General features: G+C 42.0%; 15 protein-coding genes. 10 read left to right on the top strand and 5 right to left on the bottom strand.

The window, feature by feature from the left end:
- The first annotated feature begins 47 nt into the window (after window positions 1–47).
- Genes tnpA through tnpC form a run of 3 tightly spaced genes read left to right on the top strand, consistent with a single transcriptional unit; the run spans window position 48 to window position 2,346 of the window.
- Window positions 48–371, top strand: a complete 324-nt coding sequence (gene tnpA / locus MKZ11_RS23120; RefSeq protein ID WP_340793820.1) for an IS66 family insertion sequence element accessory protein TnpA — start codon at window positions 48–50, stop codon at window positions 369–371.
- Window positions 361–717 (top strand): IS66 family insertion sequence element accessory protein TnpB, encoded by a 357-nt coding sequence (gene tnpB, locus MKZ11_RS23115; RefSeq protein ID WP_340793818.1) that lies wholly within the window; start codon window positions 361–363, stop codon window positions 715–717. The genes tnpA and tnpB overlap by 11 nt, the downstream gene beginning before the upstream one ends.
- 27 nt (window positions 718–744) lie before the next feature.
- The gene (tnpC, locus tag MKZ11_RS23110; RefSeq protein ID WP_445327036.1) at window positions 745–2,346 is read left to right on the top strand and encodes an IS66 family transposase; all 1,602 of its coding nucleotides are present in this window, start codon (window positions 745–747) and stop codon (window positions 2,344–2,346) included.
- 48 nt (window positions 2,347–2,394) lie between these two features.
- Here the strand turns inward: tnpC and MKZ11_RS23105 are convergent, their stop codons facing one another.
- The 5 genes from MKZ11_RS23105 to MKZ11_RS23085 form a co-directional block, all read right to left on the bottom strand.
- Window positions 2,395–2,754, bottom strand: coding sequence for a LysM peptidoglycan-binding domain-containing protein (locus MKZ11_RS23105; protein WP_340796690.1), 360 nt, complete (start codon window positions 2,752–2,754; stop codon window positions 2,395–2,397).
- Between the two features lie 147 nt (window positions 2,755–2,901).
- On the bottom strand, window positions 2,902–4,905 hold the full coding sequence (locus MKZ11_RS23100; protein WP_340796689.1) for a methyl-accepting chemotaxis protein: 2,004 nt from the start codon (window positions 4,903–4,905) through the stop codon (window positions 2,902–2,904).
- A gap of 725 nt (window positions 4,906–5,630) precedes the next feature.
- The gene (locus tag MKZ11_RS23095) at window positions 5,631–7,583 is read right to left on the bottom strand and encodes a methyl-accepting chemotaxis protein (RefSeq protein WP_340797098.1); all 1,953 of its coding nucleotides are present in this window, start codon (window positions 7,581–7,583) and stop codon (window positions 5,631–5,633) included.
- 283 nt (window positions 7,584–7,866) lie between these two features.
- Complete coding sequence (locus MKZ11_RS23090; RefSeq protein WP_340796688.1) at window positions 7,867–9,864, bottom strand: methyl-accepting chemotaxis protein; 1,998 nt, start codon at window positions 9,862–9,864, stop codon at window positions 7,867–7,869.
- Window positions 9,865–10,095: 231 nt separating this feature from the next.
- Window positions 10,096–12,093, bottom strand: coding sequence for a methyl-accepting chemotaxis protein (locus tag MKZ11_RS23085; protein WP_340796687.1), 1,998 nt, complete (start codon window positions 12,091–12,093; stop codon window positions 10,096–10,098).
- A 247-nt stretch (window positions 12,094–12,340) separates the two neighbouring features.
- Here MKZ11_RS23085 and flaG point away from each other — a divergent pair, with 247 nt between their 5' ends.
- From flaG to MKZ11_RS23050, 7 genes are all read left to right on the top strand, one after another.
- Window positions 12,341–12,712: a flagellar protein FlaG gene (gene flaG, locus MKZ11_RS23080; RefSeq protein ID WP_340796686.1), complete on the top strand. Its 372-nt coding sequence runs from the start codon at window positions 12,341–12,343 to the stop codon at window positions 12,710–12,712.
- A 17-nt stretch (window positions 12,713–12,729) separates the two neighbouring features.
- Entirely contained in the window at window positions 12,730–14,229 is a 1,500-nt protein-coding gene (locus tag MKZ11_RS23075) for a flagellar hook-associated protein 2 (RefSeq protein ID WP_340796685.1), read from the top strand.
- Between the two features lie 33 nt (window positions 14,230–14,262).
- A complete protein-coding gene (gene fliS / locus MKZ11_RS23070) occupies window positions 14,263–14,664 on the top strand; it encodes a flagellar export chaperone FliS (protein ID WP_340796684.1) in 402 nt (133 codons plus the stop codon).
- Window positions 14,661–15,014: a hypothetical protein gene (locus tag MKZ11_RS23065; RefSeq protein ID WP_340796683.1), complete on the top strand. Its 354-nt coding sequence runs from the start codon at window positions 14,661–14,663 to the stop codon at window positions 15,012–15,014. The genes fliS and MKZ11_RS23065 overlap by 4 nt, the downstream gene beginning before the upstream one ends.
- A gap of 195 nt (window positions 15,015–15,209) precedes the next feature.
- Window positions 15,210–16,676 (top strand): methyl-accepting chemotaxis protein, encoded by a 1,467-nt coding sequence (locus MKZ11_RS23060; RefSeq protein WP_340796682.1) that lies wholly within the window; start codon window positions 15,210–15,212, stop codon window positions 16,674–16,676.
- 228 nt (window positions 16,677–16,904) lie between these two features.
- Window positions 16,905–18,341 carry a methyl-accepting chemotaxis protein gene (locus tag MKZ11_RS23055; protein ID WP_340796681.1) on the top strand — a complete coding sequence of 479 codons (1,437 nt, stop codon included), beginning with the start codon at window positions 16,905–16,907 and terminating at the stop codon, window positions 18,339–18,341.
- Between the two features lie 129 nt (window positions 18,342–18,470).
- Window positions 18,471–18,599 (top strand): hypothetical protein, encoded by a 129-nt coding sequence (locus tag MKZ11_RS23050; RefSeq protein ID WP_340796680.1) that lies wholly within the window; start codon window positions 18,471–18,473, stop codon window positions 18,597–18,599.
- The last annotated feature ends 129 nt before the right edge of the window (window positions 18,600–18,728 follow it).

Here is an 18,728-nt window from a genome sequence, read left to right as displayed (position 1 = left end):
TTTCGTGTTATGTGATAATCACATTAACAATGTTAGGAGGTTTTTTCATGACACGAGACGAACGGCGAGCCATGTGGCACGCACGGATTGAAGCATTTAAAGCGAGTGGTGAATCTAGCGTAACAGCCTGGTGTGCTACAAATAATATCTGTGTTCCAAGTATGTATACTTGGCTTAAAAAGGAATGGCAAAAAGTAGATACTGCACCTACAGCCCAGCAGTGGGTTTCGTTTGATACAATCGCTCCAAAGGTAAGTATGCCTTCCCAATTGACACTTGCGATAGGTGTTGTTTCCATTCAAATTGAAGAGGGGTTCAACCCTACACTTTTAGGGGAAGTACTTCAGGTACTTCAAACGCATGTTAAGTAAAACACCCGTTGATTGTGTGTATTTAGCCTGCGGACGTACTGATTTACGAAAATCTATCGATGGATTAGCTGTCATCGTTCAAGAAAGCTTTCAGCTTGATCCGTTTTCCCCTAGTTTATTTGTCTTCTGTAATCGAAAGCGCGACAAACTGAAAATCCTACATTGGGATCATAATGGATTTTGGCTTTACTACCGAAGGTTGGAAAACGGTCTATTCCAGTGGCCCGATGGACAAACAACCCAGCCACTTGCGATTAGCCATCGACAATTACACTGGCTACTTGATGGCTTACCACATGAACAAAAACAAGCTCATCCAAAAGTTTCTGCAAAAATCATTATTTAAAAAAAGGAATTCGTCGAGTCATGTCGAATTCCTTTTATTATGGAAAAATCAGTAGCAGTTATCTCATCTACAATTGAAGAACTCGCAGCGAAAAACATGGAGTTGGAAAAACAAAATGAAGCGCTACAGGCTAAACTCAACTGGTTAGAAGAACAATTTCGCCTCAGCCAACAACGAAAATTTGGCGCTTCTAGTGAAAAAACCAATCCAGATCAACTCGCACTCTCTCTTTTCAATGAAGCTGAAGTCACAGCGGATGAAAAGGTAGAGGAACCAACGCTTGAATCGATTACCTATCGTCGAAAAAAACGTACAGGCCAAATCGAGGCGATGCTTGAAAACCTGCCAACTGAAACGATTCACTATCGTTTATCAGAAGAGGAACAGGCTTGTTTGTGTTGCGGTGAACAAGTACACGAAATGAGTACAGAAGTACGACGTGAGTTAAAAGTCATTCCAGCTCAAGTGAAGGTCGTTGAACATGTACGCCATGTCTACAGCTGCCGAAATTGTGAACGCGAAGGCACTGAAACTCCAATTGTCACAGCGAAGATGCCAGCACCTATGTATCCAGGTAGTTTGGCTTCGCCTTCGGCGATGGCCTATATCATGAATCAAAAATACGTAGAGGGTATGCCTCTCTACCGACAAGAAAAACAATTGGAACGTCTAGGTGTCCCTTTATCACGTCAGACTTTAGCGAACTGGATGATGTACGGGGCAACTCATTGGCTAATCCATCTTTATGAACATATCCGTACCTATCTATTGATGCAGGATGTTATTCATGCGGATGAAACAACACTTCAAGTACTGGCCGAACCTGGACGCCCAGCGACATCCAAGTCCTATATGTGGTTATATCGGACGGGGCGTGATGCATCGGCTGCAGTGTTGTATGATTACCAACAAACAAGGGCAGCCAAACATCCGAAAGCCTTCCTTTCAGGCTTTAAGGGATATCTGCACGTCGATGGATACCAAGGGTATAATGATATACCGAAGGTGAAATTGGTGGGGTGTTGGGCACATTCGCGTCGAAAATTCGATGAGGCCTTAACTGCTTTGCCAGCGGAAGCCAAAAATAAGGAAACTCCTTGTGCTGCGGAGGAAGGGCTGCGTTTCTGTAACCAATTATTCGCGATTGAACGCGCGCTAAAGGATCACAGCCCTGAAGAACGCTATAAAGAGCGACTTGAACGCAGTCAGCCTGTGCTGGATGCCTTTTCAACTTGGCTACAAACACAAAGTCCGCGCGTCGCGCCTAAAAGTGCGTTAGGGCAGGCCATCAAGTATTGCCGAAATCAATGGACACGCCTTACAATGTTTCTACAGGATGGGCGTTTGGAAATCGATAATAACCGGGCCGAACGTGCTATCAAACCTTTCGTAATTGGACGCAAGAACTGGTTATTCTCTCAATCTATGAAAGGTGCAAAAGCAAGCGCAATTGCTTATAGCATTGTGGAAACTGCTAAAGAAAATCAGTTAAATCCATTGGTTTATTTAACCCACGTATTTGAACAGCTTCCTTTAATAGATTTGGAGGATTCAAAGGCGCTAGATCAACTACTTCCATGGTCGGAGACCTTGCCGACAAATTGCCACGTTCCCAATAAAACTAAATAAAGCATATAATAAGCGCCCCCTGAAAGACAGGTGGGCGCTATTTGACGCTTACCCTTCTAAAACTAACTGGTCGCCGGGATGGATTACATCACCTGAAATGTCATTCCGACTTTTTAATTCACTCAACGAAACATTGTGTCTCTCAGCGATTTTGAAAAGTGTATCGCCTTTCACGACAACGTATGTATTCACTTTATCATCTATTTTAAGAGTTTGGGAAGGATAGATAAGAGGAGAATCTAAGTCGTTCCACGCTTGTAAATCTTCTACGCTAACATTATTGTCATTTGAAATGGACCACAATGTATCTCCATCCTCCACTGTATGAATGCTGGATGCAGCTACTTGACTTGCCGCCCCGATTGATAATGCCACTACTGCTGCTAATGTTACAATTTGTTTTCTCATATGCTGAATTTCCTCCTTTTGATGAACCTGCAAAAGCATAACACCTGAAGATGTCAGTACCGTTGCAGTGATGTGTGTAGGAGGTTTCAATTGTGTGACATGGAAAAACCGCTTAGGACATTCCATCCTAAGCGGTTTTGCTTTTCCTTAAACCTTAAAACGATGTACAGCCATGCTCAATTCCTCGCTCAATTCCGTCAACGTTTCGGCAGCATCCGTCACGGACTGGATTGCGCGAAGTTGCTCGTCTGTTGAGGCACTTACTTCTTCACATGCCGCGGCTGTTTCTTGTGAAGTTGCCGCCATTGTCTGGATTGTTTCAGCGACATCATCTTTGTGAGTCGCTACCTTCTGAATTTCTTCATAGACTGCGTCGATAGAGTCTTGTATATCGGACATCAATGCCGAAATTTCTCCGAAAGTAATTTCCGTGTCGGTGACGACCGTCCCTTGACGCTGGAAGTTTTCGCGTGTTTCGTTCATTTGTTGTGAGACGAGCCTGGATTCCGTTTGAAGTTCCTGGACTGTTACTTTTACTTCTTCTGTTGAACGGGCAGATTGTTCGGCGAGTTTACGGACTTCATCTGCGACGACCGCAAATCCTTTGCCGTGTTCGCCTGCGCGAGCCGCCTCAATACTTGCGTTCAATGCAAGTAGATTTGTTTGTGCTGAGATTTCAGTGATTGTTTCCATCACTCCGCCGATTGCTTTTACTTTGTTTTCGAGTGTACCGATCACTTCGGACATGGACTGTAAATTGGTCTCCCAATCGTTGAAGGAGATTGTCAGTTCTTGCATTTGACCTTGACCGCTTGTGTTCATTTCACCAGCTTTTGTAGCGATGTCAGACATGATGCGTGCTTTCGTTGTGATTTCGTTAATTTGCTGGCCAAGCAATTCAGCTTTTTCTGTTACAATTTCTGCATCTTCAGCAGATTGTGAAGCGCCGTGTGCAATTTCAGTTACTGCATGAGCAACTTCTTCACCGGATGCGTTCGTTTCCTCGGCAACTGCGCTTAAACTTTCGGAGCTGGCACGAACATTAGTAGCAGAGCCGTTAACGACAGTGATAATCGCGTTCATATTGTCGATCATTATGTTGAAGTTATCGCCAAGTTCACTGATTTCATCTTTTGTTTTGATATCTGAGTGTACCGTTAAGTCACCTTTGGATACGGAATTCATGAGTGACTTCAATTTGCTGATCGGTTTGATAGTATGGTTGATAACGAAATACAATGCCGCAAATATGACGAGCAATGTGACAAGAGCGACAACTACCATTGAAATCCGTAAGTCATTTGCCGCGGCATTGATGTCTTTTTCTTTATAGACAGCTGCAATTTTCCAACCGAACTTTGGAATTGTGGCGAATATATTGGCGTTTTTAACACCTTCATATTCATAGTGAATCTCGCCTTCGTTGTTGCCTTCTTGGTACATTTCTGCGATGAAAGGCAGATTCATTAAGTTTTCTCCTAGCAATGTCGGATGGGCAATAGCTGTGCCTTCCTTGTCTAATACAATAGGGTAGCCATTATAACCGATGTCACTTGAAGAAATTTTATCTGTTAATGCTGCGAGTTGGATATCAAGTCCGACTACACCGAGTAGTTTGCCATCCGATTGGACAACTTTTGAAGCTGTAATAACAAATTCTCCAGTTGCTTCATCAATATATGGATTTGACCATTGGACTTCATTGGGATGTGCGACTGCAACGGTATACCATTCACGTGTTGTTGAATCATAATCAGAACCGAGGTCTGCAGAGGGGACATTAACATGTTTATCCGGGTGTGAATAATAAACGGTCATCGCGTCACTGTACAATTCTAGAAATCCTGAAAGTTCTTTTGTAAGCGTTTCTAGTAAGGCCATGGAATCGATGCCATCTTTTGCGCTGGCTTCACCAACGAATTCAGTAATTGATTGGGAGGTGGACAGTTGTGTAAGGCCTTTCTCGTATTGTCCAAGATAGTTCTCAATCGAATATCCCGTCTCATTAATAATTGTGCCGCTGGAATCATTGATACTTTTTTCGGTCGTGCTTTTTACTTGTGTACTGCTAATGGCTGTCATAACGGATACGCCTAATATAAATAGAATCATAACTGTTATAATTATTTTTGTTTTGATGGATCTGAACATATAGATGGCACCTTCACTTTCTTTCTAGCATAATGGCATTACTATGTGTATTTCGGTTTTTTTGTTCGTATGTTTAGGAATAGATGATTAAATACTGGGTGGTAAAATATTGTAATAGAATTGTAGACGGTCAAGTACATCGGGCAACAAAGTCTCGCACTTCCGACAACAATTCATCATATTATGAAACTAGGAACATACAATAAAAAAGGACTGAGTGTTTGAGCACTCAGCCCTACAACAATTCACTGTAAGACAAAATCAGGGACGATTTTGTGTATGGTACAACGAGGGACTGTAATAGGCTGTTAGGAAGAAAAAGCATTTGATCGGGAAGGAAGAAGTAATCGTTGTCCATACTTCCGCCGACGGAAGGGACCTTTACTTCTTTCTTGATAAGAAAACGATAACTGACAACGACACCGACATAAAAGCAATCCATCCGCCAGATAGCGAAATGAGCAGGCTTAATACTTCGTATGTTGTCATTGGTTTTCACCTCCATCTGTTTACAAGCTAGCACCTAACACACAATAAAACTGAGTGAAGGCGCCTTACTGGGTTAGCCGAAGCGGAGTTAAAGGGTTTTTTTAGATCAAGTTACATAGATAGCCCTTCACCTATGTATATGTACAATAAAATCTGTATATGTCTAATTACGAGAGAAAGATAAAATAAAAAGTCGTTCTGGACACTTTTGTGTCCAGAACGACTTTTTGGATTACTTACACTTTAAACTGGTTTACTGCCTGACTTAATTCCTCACTCAACTCCGTCAATGTTTCTGCAGCATCCGTGACAGACTGGATTGCGCGAAGTTGTTCGTCTGTTGACGCACTTACTTCTTCGCAAGCTGCGGCTGTTTCTTGTGAAGTGGCAGCCATCGTTTGAATCGTTTCTGCAACATCGTCTTTGTGTGTTGCTACTTTCTGGACCTCTTCATACACTGCGTCGATCGAATCTTGCATATCAGACATCAATGTTGAAATTTCTCCGAAAGTGATCTCCGTATCTGTGACGACGCTTCCTTGACGTTGGAAGTTTTCACGTGTTTCGTTCATTTGTTGTGAAACAAGTCTAGATTCCGTTTGTAGTTCCTGAACTGTTACTTTTACTTCTTCTGTTGAACGGGCAGATTGTTCGGCTAGTTTCCTTACTTCATCCGCAACGACTGCAAATCCTTTGCCATGTTCGCCTGCGCGTGCTGCTTCGATGCTTGCGTTTAATGCAAGTAGATTTGTTTGGGCCGAGACTTCTGTGATTGTTTCCATCACACCGCCGATTGCTTTTACTTTGTTTTCGAGTGTACCGATCACTTCGGACATGGACTGTAGATTGGTTTCCCAGTCATTGAAGGATAGGGTCAGTTCTTGCATTTGACCTTGACCGTTTGTGTTCATTTCACCGGCTTTTGTAGCGATGTCAGACATGATGCGCGCTTTCGTTGTGATTTCGTTAATTTGCTGGCCGAGTAGATGAGCCCTTTCGGTAACGGTATCAGCATCTTCTGCGGATTTTGAAGCTCCGTGTGCAATTTCAGTTACAGCACGTGCAACTTCTTCACCTGAAGCGTTCGTCTCTTCAGCGACTGCGCTCAAGTTTTCAGAGCTTACTTTGACATTCGACGCAGAGCCGTTGACGACTTTGATAATCGCATTCATATTCTCAATCATTATATTGAAGTTATCGCCTAGTTCGCCGATCTCGTCTTTTGTCTTAATGGTTGAACGGACTGTCAAGTCACCTTTTGAGACGGAATCCATCAATGACTTTAAAATGCCAATCGGCTTGATTGTCCGACTGATCATGTAGTAAAGGACGATGAAAAATAATAGAAGTGTCGCAACTGCTACAATCATCATTGAATTTCTAAGATCGATTGCAATTTTGTTAATATCTTTTTTATAATAAATTGCAGAGACTTTCCAATCAAATTCAGGAATCGTGGCGAATACATTCACTCTGTCACTGCCTTCGTGTGTGTAATGGATTGCGCCTTTATTTTGGTCTCCTATAAACATTTCTTCTATGTAAGGAAGATTAATGAGGTTTTCGCCAGCTAATGTCGGATGCACCATTGCAAGCCCTGTAGAATCAAAGAGAACCGGATAGCCATTATAGCCAATATCACTATCAGAAATGGTTTTGGCCAATGTATCCAATTGGATATCAAGACCGATAACACCAATAAGATTCCCGTTTTTCTGAACAGCCTTCATGGCACTGATGACATACTCGCCTGTCGCGCGGTCGATGTGCGGTTCCGTCCAGTAGACATTCTCGGGATTCGCAGCCGCTTCTATATACCATTCAAAGCTAGTCGGGTCATAATCATTTCCGAGATCTGTATGCGGAACGAGCATCATTTGTTTCGTTGGAAGTGCAAAATAGACCAATGAAGATTCGTCATATAAATTCAAGAACTCTGTAAACTCGGTCTGTAATGTAGCAAGGCTGTCGCCAGACTCATTGCCGACATTGGTGTAATCCGTTACAGTTTTGGAGTATGCCATTTGAGTGATGGCTTTCTCGTATTGTTGTAAAAAATTCGTAATTGAATTTTCCATTTCATCGACGAGCACAACACTCTGATCAATGAGGTTTTTTTCCGTTTTGCTTTGTACTTGTATACTGGAAATAGCGGTCATTGTTGTCACACCGATGAGGAATAGAATCATTACTGTCAATATGATTCTCGTTTTTATTGACTTGAACATAGCACACCTTCGCTTTCTCTAGTTATATTGAATCACTATGTACTATTCGGGCTAATTGCTTATTTGTTTAGGTATAGATAAATTAAATAATAAGTGGTAATAATCGTTCTAATTAAATCGTTTGAAATCCATACTGAACAGATGGGATACAAAGAGCGCCCAGGATCATTAAGAGATCCTAGGCGCTTTAGATGTTTTTAAAAGTATCGACATTGAAGTAATGTCTCAAGCTATATTCCGATTTTTATACTTTGAACCGATTAACTGCCAGGTTCAATTCCTCACTTAACTCCGTCAATGTTTCTGCTGCATCCGTGACAGACTGGATTGCTCGAAGTTGTTCGTCTGTTGAGGCACTTACTTCTTCACAAGCTGCGGCTGTTTCTTGTGAAGTCGCAGCCATTGTCTGGATTGTTTCGGCGACATCATCTTTATGAGTTGCCACCTTCTGTATTTCTTCATAGACTGCGTCGATCGAATCTTGCATATCGGACATCAATGTCGAAATTTCTCCGAAAGTGATCTCCGTGTCAGTGACGACTGTTCCTTGACGCTGGAAGTTTTCGCGTGTTTCGTTCATTTGTTGTGAAACAAGTCTGGATTCTGTTTGTAGTTCCTGGACGGTTACTTTTACTTCTTCTGTCGAACGAGCAGATTGTTCGGCTAGTTTCCTTACTTCATCCGCAACGACTGCAAATCCTTTGCCATGTTCGCCTGCGCGTGCTGCTTCGATGCTTGCGTTTAATGCAAGTAGATTTGTTTGTGAAGAAATTTGGGTAATTGTTTCCATTACTCCGCCAATTGCATTTACTTTCCCTTCAAGTGTACCGATCACTTCGGACATGGACTGTAAATTGGTTTCCCAGTCGTTGAAGGATAAGGTAAGTTCCTGCATTTGGCCTTGGCCGCTCGTATTCATTTCACCGGCTTTTGTAGCGATGTCGGACATGATGCGGGCTTTCGTTGTGATCTCGTTAATTTGCTGACCGAGTAGTTCGGCTTTTTCGGTGACAATTTCTGCATCTTCAGCTGATTGTGAAGCGCCGTGCGCAATTTCAGTGACAGCGTGAGCAACTTCTTCGCCTGATGCGTTCGTCTCTTCGGCAACTGCGCTTAAACTTTCGGAGCTGGCACGGACATTGGATGCGGAGCCGTTAACAACAGTGATGATAGCGTTCATATTGTCAATCATTGCGTTGAAGTTATCGCTAAGTGCACCGATTTCATCTTTTGTTTTGATGTCTGAGTGCACCGTTAAGTCACCTTGGGAAACAGAATTCATGAGTGACTTCAATACACCAATCGGTTTGATAATGCGGCTGATAACGAAATACAATGCCGTAAATATGACAAGCAGGGTGACAAGCGCGACGACTACCATCGAGATTCGTAAGTCATTCGCCGCCGCATTGATCTTATTTTCTTCATAGACAGCAGCAATTTTCCAGCCGAACCTTGGGATTGTGGAATATATATTGACGTTTTTAATGCCTTCATATTCATAATGAACTTCGCCTTGAGCGTTGCTATCTTGGTACATTTCTGTGACGAAAGGCAAATCCATCAAGTTTTCTCCTTGCAATGTCGGGTGGGCAATAGCTGTGCCTACCATATCAAGTACAATTGGATAGCCGTCATAGCCGACATTACTCGCCGTGATTTTATTCGTTAATGCAGTAAGTTGTATATCAAGTCCAATGATGCCGACAAACTCACCATTTGAGTACACGGCCTTAGTGGCGGCGATGACCATTTCTCCTGAAGCTTTGCTAAGGTATGGGCTGGACCACTGGATAGTATCCGGATTCGCAACGGCATTTATATACCATTCACGGGTCGAAGGATCAAATTCATCACCTAAATCAGAGTTGGGCATCATGATCATTTGTTTGGATGGGAGGGCGAAATAAACAGATTCTAAGTTTTCATAGAATGTATGGAAGTCTTTCAACTTCTTCTCTATTAAGGCGATTGAGTTATCTATTTCGTCTTCTTGGCTAAGGGGAGAGAATCCTGTTAATTCATAAGATGTTGAAAGTAAACCAAGACCTTTCTCATATTGACCAAGGAAATTCTCAATGGCAAAGCTCATTTCAGTAATAAGCGAGCCACTTGAATCAATGACACTTTTTTCAGTCGTATTTTTTACTTGTGTACTGCTAATTACTGTCATAACGGAAATACCTAAGAGAAAGAGGATCATAACCGTTATAATTATTTTTGTTTTGATGGATCTGAACATATAGATAGCACCTTCACTTTCTTTCTAGCATAATGGCATTACTATGTGTATTTCGGGTTTTTAGAACGTTTGTTTAGGAATAGATGATTTAATTTTAGGTGGGAAAATATTGTAATGGGGTTGTATTCATTTGAGGGTTGATTGCAGATATACCAATTTATATAGCGTAGATTAATTCCTAAAGGTAAGCCCCGCTTCAGACCCTATGTCTGAAGCGGGGCTTGCTATTTCTTAAATCTTAAATCGATTAACCGCCTGACTTAATTCCTCGCTCAAATTAGCCAATGTTCCTGCAACATCTGTGACAGACTGGATTGCCCGAAGCTGTTCGTCCGTTGACGCACTTACTTCTTCGCAAGCTGCGGCTGTTTCTTGTGAAGTGGCGGCCATCGTTTGAATCGTTTCTGCGACATCATCTTTGTGAGTTGCAACTTTCTGGATTTCTTCGTAGACTGCGTCGATCGAGTCCTGCATATCGGACATCAATGTCGAAATTTCTCCGAAAGTGATCTCCGTGTCAGTGACGACTGTTCCTTGACGCTGGAAGTTTTCACGTGTTTCGTTCATTTGTTCAGAGACAAGTCTAGATTCTGTTTGAAGTTCCTGGACTGTCACTTTTACTTCTTCTGTTGAACGAGCGGATTGTTCGGCGAGTTTACGGACTTCATCAGCAACGACCGCGAATCCTTTGCCATGTTCGCCTGCGCGTGCTGCTTCGATGCTTGCATTGAGCGCAAGCAGATTTGTTTGAGCTGTGATTTCCGTGATTGTTTCCATCACTCCACCGATTGCCTTCACTTTGTTCTCAAGCGTACCAATCACTTCGGACATGGACTGTAAATTGGTTTCCCAGTCGTTGAAGGATAGGGTCAGTTCTTGCATTTGACCTTGACCGCTTGTGTTCATTTCACCAGCTTTTGTAGCGATGTCAGACATGATGCGGGCTTTTGTTGTGATTTCGTTAATTTGCTGGCCGAGCAAAAAGGCTTTTTCCGTAACGACTTCAGCATCTTCAGCAGATTTTGAAGCGAGTTGTGCAATTTCGCTTACTGCATGAGCAACTTCTTCACCCGATGCACTTGTTTCATCTGCAACCGCGCTCAAGCTATCGGAGCTCGCCTGTACATTGGATACAGAACCATTGACGACAGTGATAATAGCGTTCATATTGTCAATCATCGTATTGAAATTAGCGCCAAGTTCGCCGATTTCATCTTTTGTTTTGATAGTCGAATAGACTGTCAAATCGCCTTTCGATACGGAATCCAATAAAGATCTTACTGTTCCAATTGGTTTCATTGTTTTGCCGATTAAAAAGTAAAGGACGATTAGAACTGTGAAAAGCATAGCAACTTCGACAGTAACGATCGATGCCCTTAATTTATCAGCCATAGCATGGATGTTTTTTTCGTCGTAGATTGCACCGACTTTCCAGCCGAGCTTTGGGACTGTTGAATAGATATTCGCTTTTTCGATACCTTCATAATCATAATAAATAACGCCATTCTTATTGCCTTCTTTATACATTTGCTCAATGAATGGCAAGTCCATCAAATCTTCCCCATGCAATGTGGGGTGTACAATCGCTGTACCTTGTGCATCGAATAGGACGGGGTAGCCGTCATAACCAATGTCACTTGAGGAAACTTTGGCTGTTAATGCGGTAAGTTGAATATCGAGTCCAATCACACCGATTAGTTTGCCATCTGATTGCACGGCTTTGGAAGCGGCGATGACGAATTCACCCGTAGCGGAATCGATGAACGGGCTAGACCATTGAATTGCGTCTGGATGCGCAACGGCATTTTGGTACCATTCACGCGCCGTCGGATCAAAACCGGCACCTAGGTCTGCAATAGGCAGAAGAATTATTTCTTTAGTTGGCAGAGAAAAATAGACTGACGTTGTATCTTCATGAAGTTTGCGAAAACGATCAAGTTCGTTTTCTAGTAAAGAAAGTGAGTTACCTGTTGCATTCACTTCATTAGGAAGAGCGAATTCCGTCACTTTTTGCGAAGTGGATAATTGAATCAGACCCTTTTCGAATTGTGTCAGATAGTTTTCAATCGAATAGCCCATCTCATTAACGAGTGCACCACTTGACTGAGCAATATTTTCCACAGTACTAGCCCTGATTTGCTGAATGCTGATCACGGTGAGAAGCGTCACTCCGATAATGAATATGGACATAACTGTCAATATAATTTTTGTCTTAATCGATTTAAACATACAGCACCTGCTCTTTCTTCTGTAATTAATTATATTACAATAGATATTTCGGCTATTTATTTTAATTATTTAGGTAAAAGGCGAAGTGTTAAAATTAGAAATAATGTAGTAACAGGCTTTGCGGTACATTGTTGGAAATAATAGCGATAGGGAACTGTTACTTTATATTGCCAAATCGCTCAACTTCTATTTTACCTGACCGATATAAATCATAACGAATGTTCTTAACTACAGGGAGGTTTGGCGAATGGTAAGTCGTATGGATGGTGGAACCGCGGTAAATCAAGCGGGGGGAGTAGCAGAAAAAACGGCACCGGCTATGGAAATAGCGGTGGTGCAAGTACAAGCAATTCAGGAGAAAGTGCAGCAGAAAGCCGACACTGAACAACAGTTGCCAGCTGACAAAGCAATGCAAGTGACTGACAGCATGAACACGTTTTTGGAAAGTGCGAATACGCAATTGCGTTTCAAGTTTCATGATAAGCTGAATGAATACTATGTAACGATTGTTGACTCGAAGACCGATGAAGTCATTCGGGAAATCCCCTCAAAGAAACTGATGGACATCCATGCGGCAATGCGCGAATTTGTCGGCTTGCTCGTAGACCGAAAAATATAAAAAAGGTGTGAAAGTTTATGAAAATTAGTGGACTAGCAACTGGAATGGATACAGAATCGATTATTAAAGATTTAATGCAAGCTAACCGTATCCCGCTCGATAAAATTACACAGAAGAAGCAATACTTGCAGTGGCAATTGGATGATTATCGCAGCATCAACAGAAATTTGAAGACAACGAGTAATAAAGTTTTTGATACAATCATGAAACAAAGCACTTTTACGGCGAAAAGTGTAAGCGTATCGAATCCTGATGCAGTAGATGTTAAGGGCAAAGGGGCGTCTACGGAGTTTTCAGGGACAATATCGGTTCAGCGGTTAGCGACACAAGCTACTACTGTAAGTGTGAAAAAGAGTGTTGACACCTCGGCAAAATTATCTACAGTATTACCTTCTGGCATAGCACCTAAATTAGTCGTAGATGCTGTGGATAAAGAAGGTAAAATGATTTCAACAGAAATCGAAATTGACATAAATTCAGACACAATTGATTCTGTACTTCAGAAAATCAATAGCCAATCTGGTGTTTCTGCGTTTTATGATACATTCAAAGAACAATTTGTAGTTACAGCAAAAAATACAGGAAACAACGGCACTACTAATCCTGATATATCGATTACGGGTAATGTTGCTGAATTCATGGGGATAGCGGATAATTCAGTAGGTATTCTGAGCAGTAAGGGACTTACTTCTCAATTTACATTAAATGGATTTGCAACAGAGCGCTCGTCAAACACATTTCAAGTCAACGATATGGAAATTACCTTGAAGAAGCCGACCACTGAAACTGTAACGTTTAGTTCAGCTCCTGACACCGAAAAAATAGTTGATGAGGTCGTCAAATTTGTAGATGACTACAATAAAATGATTGAAGAATTAAATGCAAAAATACGTGAATCGAAATACCGCGATTTCCAGCCGCTTTCCACTGAAGAGAAAGCCGGTATGAAAGAGAAAGAAATCGAGATGTGGGAAGAAAAGGCAAAAAGCGGTACCCTACGCAATGATCCCGAAATTACTTCTATGCTTACGAAACTGCGTACGATTATGAGTAGTTCAGTAAAAGGGACGGATGGTAAGAGCATTTCGCTGAAGGATCTCGGAATTACGACTTCAACTTCTTACACTGAAAACGGCAAACTGATAATCGACGAAACGAAACTACGGGCAGCAATCGCCGATGATCCGAATAAGGCCTATGAATTGTTCGCAAAACCCTCAGTCGAATCCAATGACCCTACCCTAGCTGATAAAGGCGGTATTGCACGGCAATTCCGTGCGGTTATCGATAGTAGCCAGGCTGTCATAGCGAAACGAGCCGGTAAAGTTGGAGACGTCAACGACACATTCACTTTGGGTCGTAATATGAAAGACATGAATAAGCAAATCGAACGCTTTGAGGATCGTCTGAAGCAGGTTGAAAGTCGACTTTGGAAACAATTCAATGCAATGGAAAGTGCAATCCAACGTTTAAATTCCCAGTCTGCCAGTATCATGAGTTCATTCGGCGGCGCGTAACAACAGCGGAGATATAAAGGAGACAGATCAGAAATGGCTATAAATAATCCCTATGCAACTTACCAAAACAACTCAGTAACTACGTCAACTCCTGGTGAGCTAACACTGATGCTCTATAACGGTTGTTTGAAATTCATCCAGCAGGCAAAACGGGCGATGAATGAAAAAAATATTGAAGAGAAAAACAAGTCCGTTCAAAAAGCGCAGGCAATCATTTCTGAGTTAATGCTGACGCTTGATACAACTTACCCGGTTGCTGCAAATATGCTTATTCTTTATGAGTTCGCAAACAGTCGACTAGTTGACGGTAACATAAAAAACGATAGTGCTATGTTTGATGAAGCCTCTGCTATTATTACGGAATTTCGCGATACATGGAAGCAGGTTATTCAGATTAACCGTCAGAAACAATACGCGAATGTGGATGAAATATGATTCGGCCTGCACTGACAGCGTGGCGTGATGTAACGGAAAAGTTGCTTGCATTGACGCAAAAAACTGCGGAAGATACGCGTGATGAGACAATTGCGGGCATCGAGGCACTTCTTGACGATCGCGATAAGCTACAACCGCATATTGCCGCCCCGTTTACACTTGAAGAAGAGACATTCGGCAAGAGCCTTGTTGTAATAGAAACGGAAGTTCAGAAGAAGCTCGCTCTATTTACAGACTTGATTCGCACAGACATTACTGGCGCACAAGCGAAAAAAGACACTATGAAAAACTATGTCAATCCCTACAGCAATGTAGCACGTGACGGTACGTTTTACGATACGAAACAATAACCAAGGGTCGGCAGAGAACTTTTCTTTGCCGGTTTTTTATGCCGTATTACTAGTAGTTATGTTGAACATATAAATACATATATAAATTAAGCATAGATGTTTTCCAGGGATTTCTTTAATTCAATTAATTTAATGGAGAGCTTGGTGCGAGAACATAACGCACTGATTCTATACAGAGACAGGGAGAATGAAAAGATGAACATTTTAGATTTAAAGCGGAATGACTGGATGCGTAAAAATGAGATTATGGGGCTGTCCTTTGGGCTCGCCGCTGGACTTGGTTTATTGATGCAATTGATTACAAAAGCGCCGATGATTGTTATTTTATCAATCGGAATTCCATTCGTTATTGCTACACTCTTTTATTTATTTCGAAAGAAAGTGGACCTTATATCGCATGCCATTCCTTATCTGTTACTGCTCGCCATTTTCAGTGTGTCGTTAAGTCTCATCTTGTTTGTGGGAGCAGATTTAGGGACGCTCGGTATTATTTTTTTGACCCTAATACTTGGATCGATTCATGGTGAGATGAGGATAATGGTTGTAGCGTATGCGTTGAGTTTAATCGCCCTTCTTTTGAATAATAATCGATTTGTCCATCCAGAATTAATTGGGGCAAGCGGGTCGGATCTAATATTACTACATTTCCTTTCAGGGCTTACATTGTTCCTTTTTGTTCGTCAAAGCGGACGTATGTTTAAACATACCGAAGCGCTTGTTGAAGCAACGATGGTAAAAGCGGCTGAGGAAGAAGCATTGGCACTCAAACTCGATGATGCTGTTGTGAAAATCACGACGAATCTAGAACAGCTCCGTACGAACTCTCATACAACGGACTTGTCGCAGCGCGAAATGCTTGCGGCTGTGAATGAAGTAAGTGTCGGCAGCCAACAACAAGCCGATCACATAGCTGATATTGCTGCAAATGCCGAACGCACATCTAACTCAGTACAGGGCATTTCCAAAGGACTTGAACATGTTGCGGAGCAGGCGAACGAGGCGGGAAGAAAAGCGGAAGAAGGCGCCATGCAGATTGGCCACTTGAAAGAGAATGTCAATGTCTTCGCCGGCTTTTTCCAAGAATTAAATGGTACGTTTGACATCCTATCAGAGAAAATAAATGAGACAAATGTGTTTGCGAGTTCCATCAAGGAGATTACCGAACAGACGAATCTGCTTGCACTCAATGCTAGCATCGAGGCGGCACGGGCAGGGGAACATGGCAAAGGCTTTGCAGTGGTTGCAGAAGAAATTCGGAAATTATCCGGATTGACAGATGGAAGATTGAAGAAAATCGACGCCAATTTGTATGAAGTGAATACATACAATGAACTTGCAGTGCAAAAGTTGAAAGAAGGGATGGAGCGAATTGCCATGCAGTCGGGTATCGCGGATAATTCCACCTATTCATTCACCAGTTTGTTTGAGGCTATGGCGAAGTTGCAGGAAGATTTATCGGATTTCATAAAAGATTTTGGAGCAATCGAAACGGACAGTGCTACGATTCGTGAGCGCACGGTCGAGTTTGCCTCGATTATCGAACAAAGCACTGCAACGATCGAAGAGTTGAATGCGACATTGACACAACTGACGGAAGAACAGCACCAAATCTCCGCCTATATCAATGAAACCTATGACGAAGCAATCCAAATCAGGAGTTAAAACTTCATATTTCGACAAGCCAGTAAGAGAAACATACTCTTACTGGCTTTTTCGCTATAAAATAGAAGTAGTTAGTTACTTCCACCTATATGAATGGTTATTCATTGATGATACATTTTACTTAATGTAGTTTTCAGTGTTTTTGAAATATAGTTGACGTTGAAGGAGAGAATTATGATGAATATTAATCAATTGAAGCAGGAAGATTGGCTTCGGTAAAACCAAATTATGATGCTTGGCTTTGCGCTGGCAGCTGGTCTCGGTTTGATTGCCCAACTTATCCAGCAGTCGCCAATGGCAATCCTTTTATCCGTTGCAATTCCTTTTACATGTGCAATCTTATTCTATTTTCTAAGTACTAAAATTGAAGTGCTGTCACGAATTCTTCCTTATATATTATTACTTTTAAATTTTGCAATTGCGATGGGTGTCATCTTTTTCTCGGAAGCGAATCTTGGGACAATCGGTATCATTATCCTTCTATTGGTTATCGGTTCGATTCACGGGAAGATGCGGATCATGGCATTCGGTTTCGTGTTAAGTCTGATTGCGATTGTGACGAATAATCTATTATTTACGGCTCCCGAACTTGTGGAGGGAAGCGGAAAAAATCTTATCATCCTGTTTTTCCTGTCAGGAATCCTTTTGTTCCTCCTCGTCCGTCAAAATGGGAAGGTGTTCATGCATGTTGAACAGCTTGTTGAACTGACGGAGACAAAGGTGCGCGAAGAGGAGGCACTTGCCGCCCGGCTTGACCAAGCAGTTGAAAAGATTACATCGAACCTCTCGTATCTTCGTTCAAATACGGAAACGTCTGGCGTATCGCAACGTGAAATGCTTGCCGCTGTGAATGAAGTAAGTGTCGGCAGTCAACAGCAAGCTGATCATATTTCGGAGATTGCAGAAAATGCTGAACGGACGTTTGAATCCGTACAAGTCATTTCGGAAGGCTTAGGCACGGTCGTCATTCAAGCGAACGAAGCGGGTCGCAAAGCGGAAGATGGAACAGTGAAAATTTCTAGCTTGAAAGAAAGCATCGATTCATTCTCCATGTTCTTTACTGATCTCAATGAAACCTTTGGTATACTATCGAGCAAAATAGATGAGACAAACGTGTTTGCAAGTTCGATTAAAGCCATAACGGAACAGACAAATTTGCTTGCATTAAATGCATCAATTGAAGCGGCACGTGCAGGAGATCACGGAAAAGGCTTTGCGGTAGTTGCAGAAGAAATTCGGAAATTAGCGGGACTCACGAAAGAGACATTACTTAAAATTGATGCCAACTTGTTGGAAGTGAATAATTACAATGAAATAGCGGTTAAAAAGCTTGGAAATGGCGTGGAACAAGTCACGATGCAGGCGGCAGTGGCAGATGAGTCGAGTGCGTCATTTACGGATTTGTTTACAACGATGAGGAATTTGCAGAAGACGTTATCGGATTTCATCCAAGACTTTGGAGCGATTACGAAAGACAGTGCATTAATTCAGGAACGGACGATGGATTTTGCTGCAATTGTCGAACAAAGCACCGCAGCTGTCGAGGAATTAAATGCAACACTTACAGAGTTGACTGATGAACAGCAACAAATCGCAGTGTATATCAATGAAACGCATGAGGAAGCAGTAAGAATTAGAAGTTCACAGCAAGTCGCCCTTTTTTAAGGGCGATTTATTTGTACTGAGGGAGATATAAAATTAGCGATCTGCGGATAACCCTTTATAGGTGATCGTCTACATCCGAATTTTGGATGTGAGGTTATATGCTATGTATATGATCGGTTGTCGATGTATATGGTCGGTCGCGCGGCGTATATGATCGGTTGTGGAGGGAATATGGTCGGTCACACGATGTATATGATCGGTTGGCGAGGTTATATGGGCGGTCATGCGGCGTTTACGATCGGTTTTCGAGGGATATGATCAATCATGAAAGTGGACATGGCAAATCTGAATTGCTTATCCACTTTCATCACAACTTAATTTATTGGATAATTCAATCATTTGCAAGTAAGATAGATGATAGAGAAATAGAACTATTAAGGGGGATTA

This window comes from Sporosarcina sp. FSL K6-1508 (assembly GCF_038007465.1).
GTDB classification, from domain to species: domain Bacteria; phylum Bacillota; class Bacilli; order Bacillales_A; family Planococcaceae; genus Sporosarcina; species Sporosarcina psychrophila_B.
The sequence above is the reverse complement of the archived record's forward strand: the minus strand, read 5'-3'. Positions and strand labels throughout refer to the sequence as shown.

What these genes read in the sequence shown, in the direction of transcription:
- tnpA (WP_340793820.1), top strand. Translation starts at nt 48, where the DNA reads ATGACACGAGACGAACGGCGAGCCATGTGGCACGCACGGATTGAAGCA.
- tnpB (WP_340793818.1), top strand. Translation starts at nt 361, where the DNA reads ATGTTAAGTAAAACACCCGTTGATTGTGTGTATTTAGCCTGCGGACGT.
- MKZ11_RS23105 (WP_340796690.1), bottom strand. Translation starts at nt 2,754, where the DNA reads ATGAGAAAACAAATTGTAACATTAGCAGCAGTAGTGGCATTATCAATC.
- MKZ11_RS23100 (WP_340796689.1), bottom strand. Translation starts at nt 4,905, where the DNA reads ATGTTCAGATCCATCAAAACAAAAATAATTATAACAGTTATGATTCTA.
- MKZ11_RS23095 (WP_340797098.1), bottom strand. Translation starts at nt 7,583, where the DNA reads ATGATTCTATTCCTCATCGGTGTGACAACAATGACCGCTATTTCCAGT.
- MKZ11_RS23090 (WP_340796688.1), bottom strand. Translation starts at nt 9,864, where the DNA reads ATGTTCAGATCCATCAAAACAAAAATAATTATAACGGTTATGATCCTC.
- MKZ11_RS23085 (WP_340796687.1), bottom strand. Translation starts at nt 12,093, where the DNA reads ATGTTTAAATCGATTAAGACAAAAATTATATTGACAGTTATGTCCATA.
- flaG (WP_340796686.1), top strand. Translation starts at nt 12,341, where the DNA reads ATGGTAAGTCGTATGGATGGTGGAACCGCGGTAAATCAAGCGGGGGGA.
- MKZ11_RS23075 (WP_340796685.1), top strand. Translation starts at nt 12,730, where the DNA reads ATGAAAATTAGTGGACTAGCAACTGGAATGGATACAGAATCGATTATT.
- fliS (WP_340796684.1), top strand. Translation starts at nt 14,263, where the DNA reads ATGGCTATAAATAATCCCTATGCAACTTACCAAAACAACTCAGTAACT.
- MKZ11_RS23065 (WP_340796683.1), top strand. Translation starts at nt 14,661, where the DNA reads ATGATTCGGCCTGCACTGACAGCGTGGCGTGATGTAACGGAAAAGTTG.
- MKZ11_RS23060 (WP_340796682.1), top strand. Translation starts at nt 15,210, where the DNA reads ATGAACATTTTAGATTTAAAGCGGAATGACTGGATGCGTAAAAATGAG.
- MKZ11_RS23055 (WP_340796681.1), top strand. Translation starts at nt 16,905, where the DNA reads ATGATGCTTGGCTTTGCGCTGGCAGCTGGTCTCGGTTTGATTGCCCAA.
- MKZ11_RS23050 (WP_340796680.1), top strand. Translation starts at nt 18,471, where the DNA reads ATGGTCGGTCGCGCGGCGTATATGATCGGTTGTGGAGGGAATATGGTC.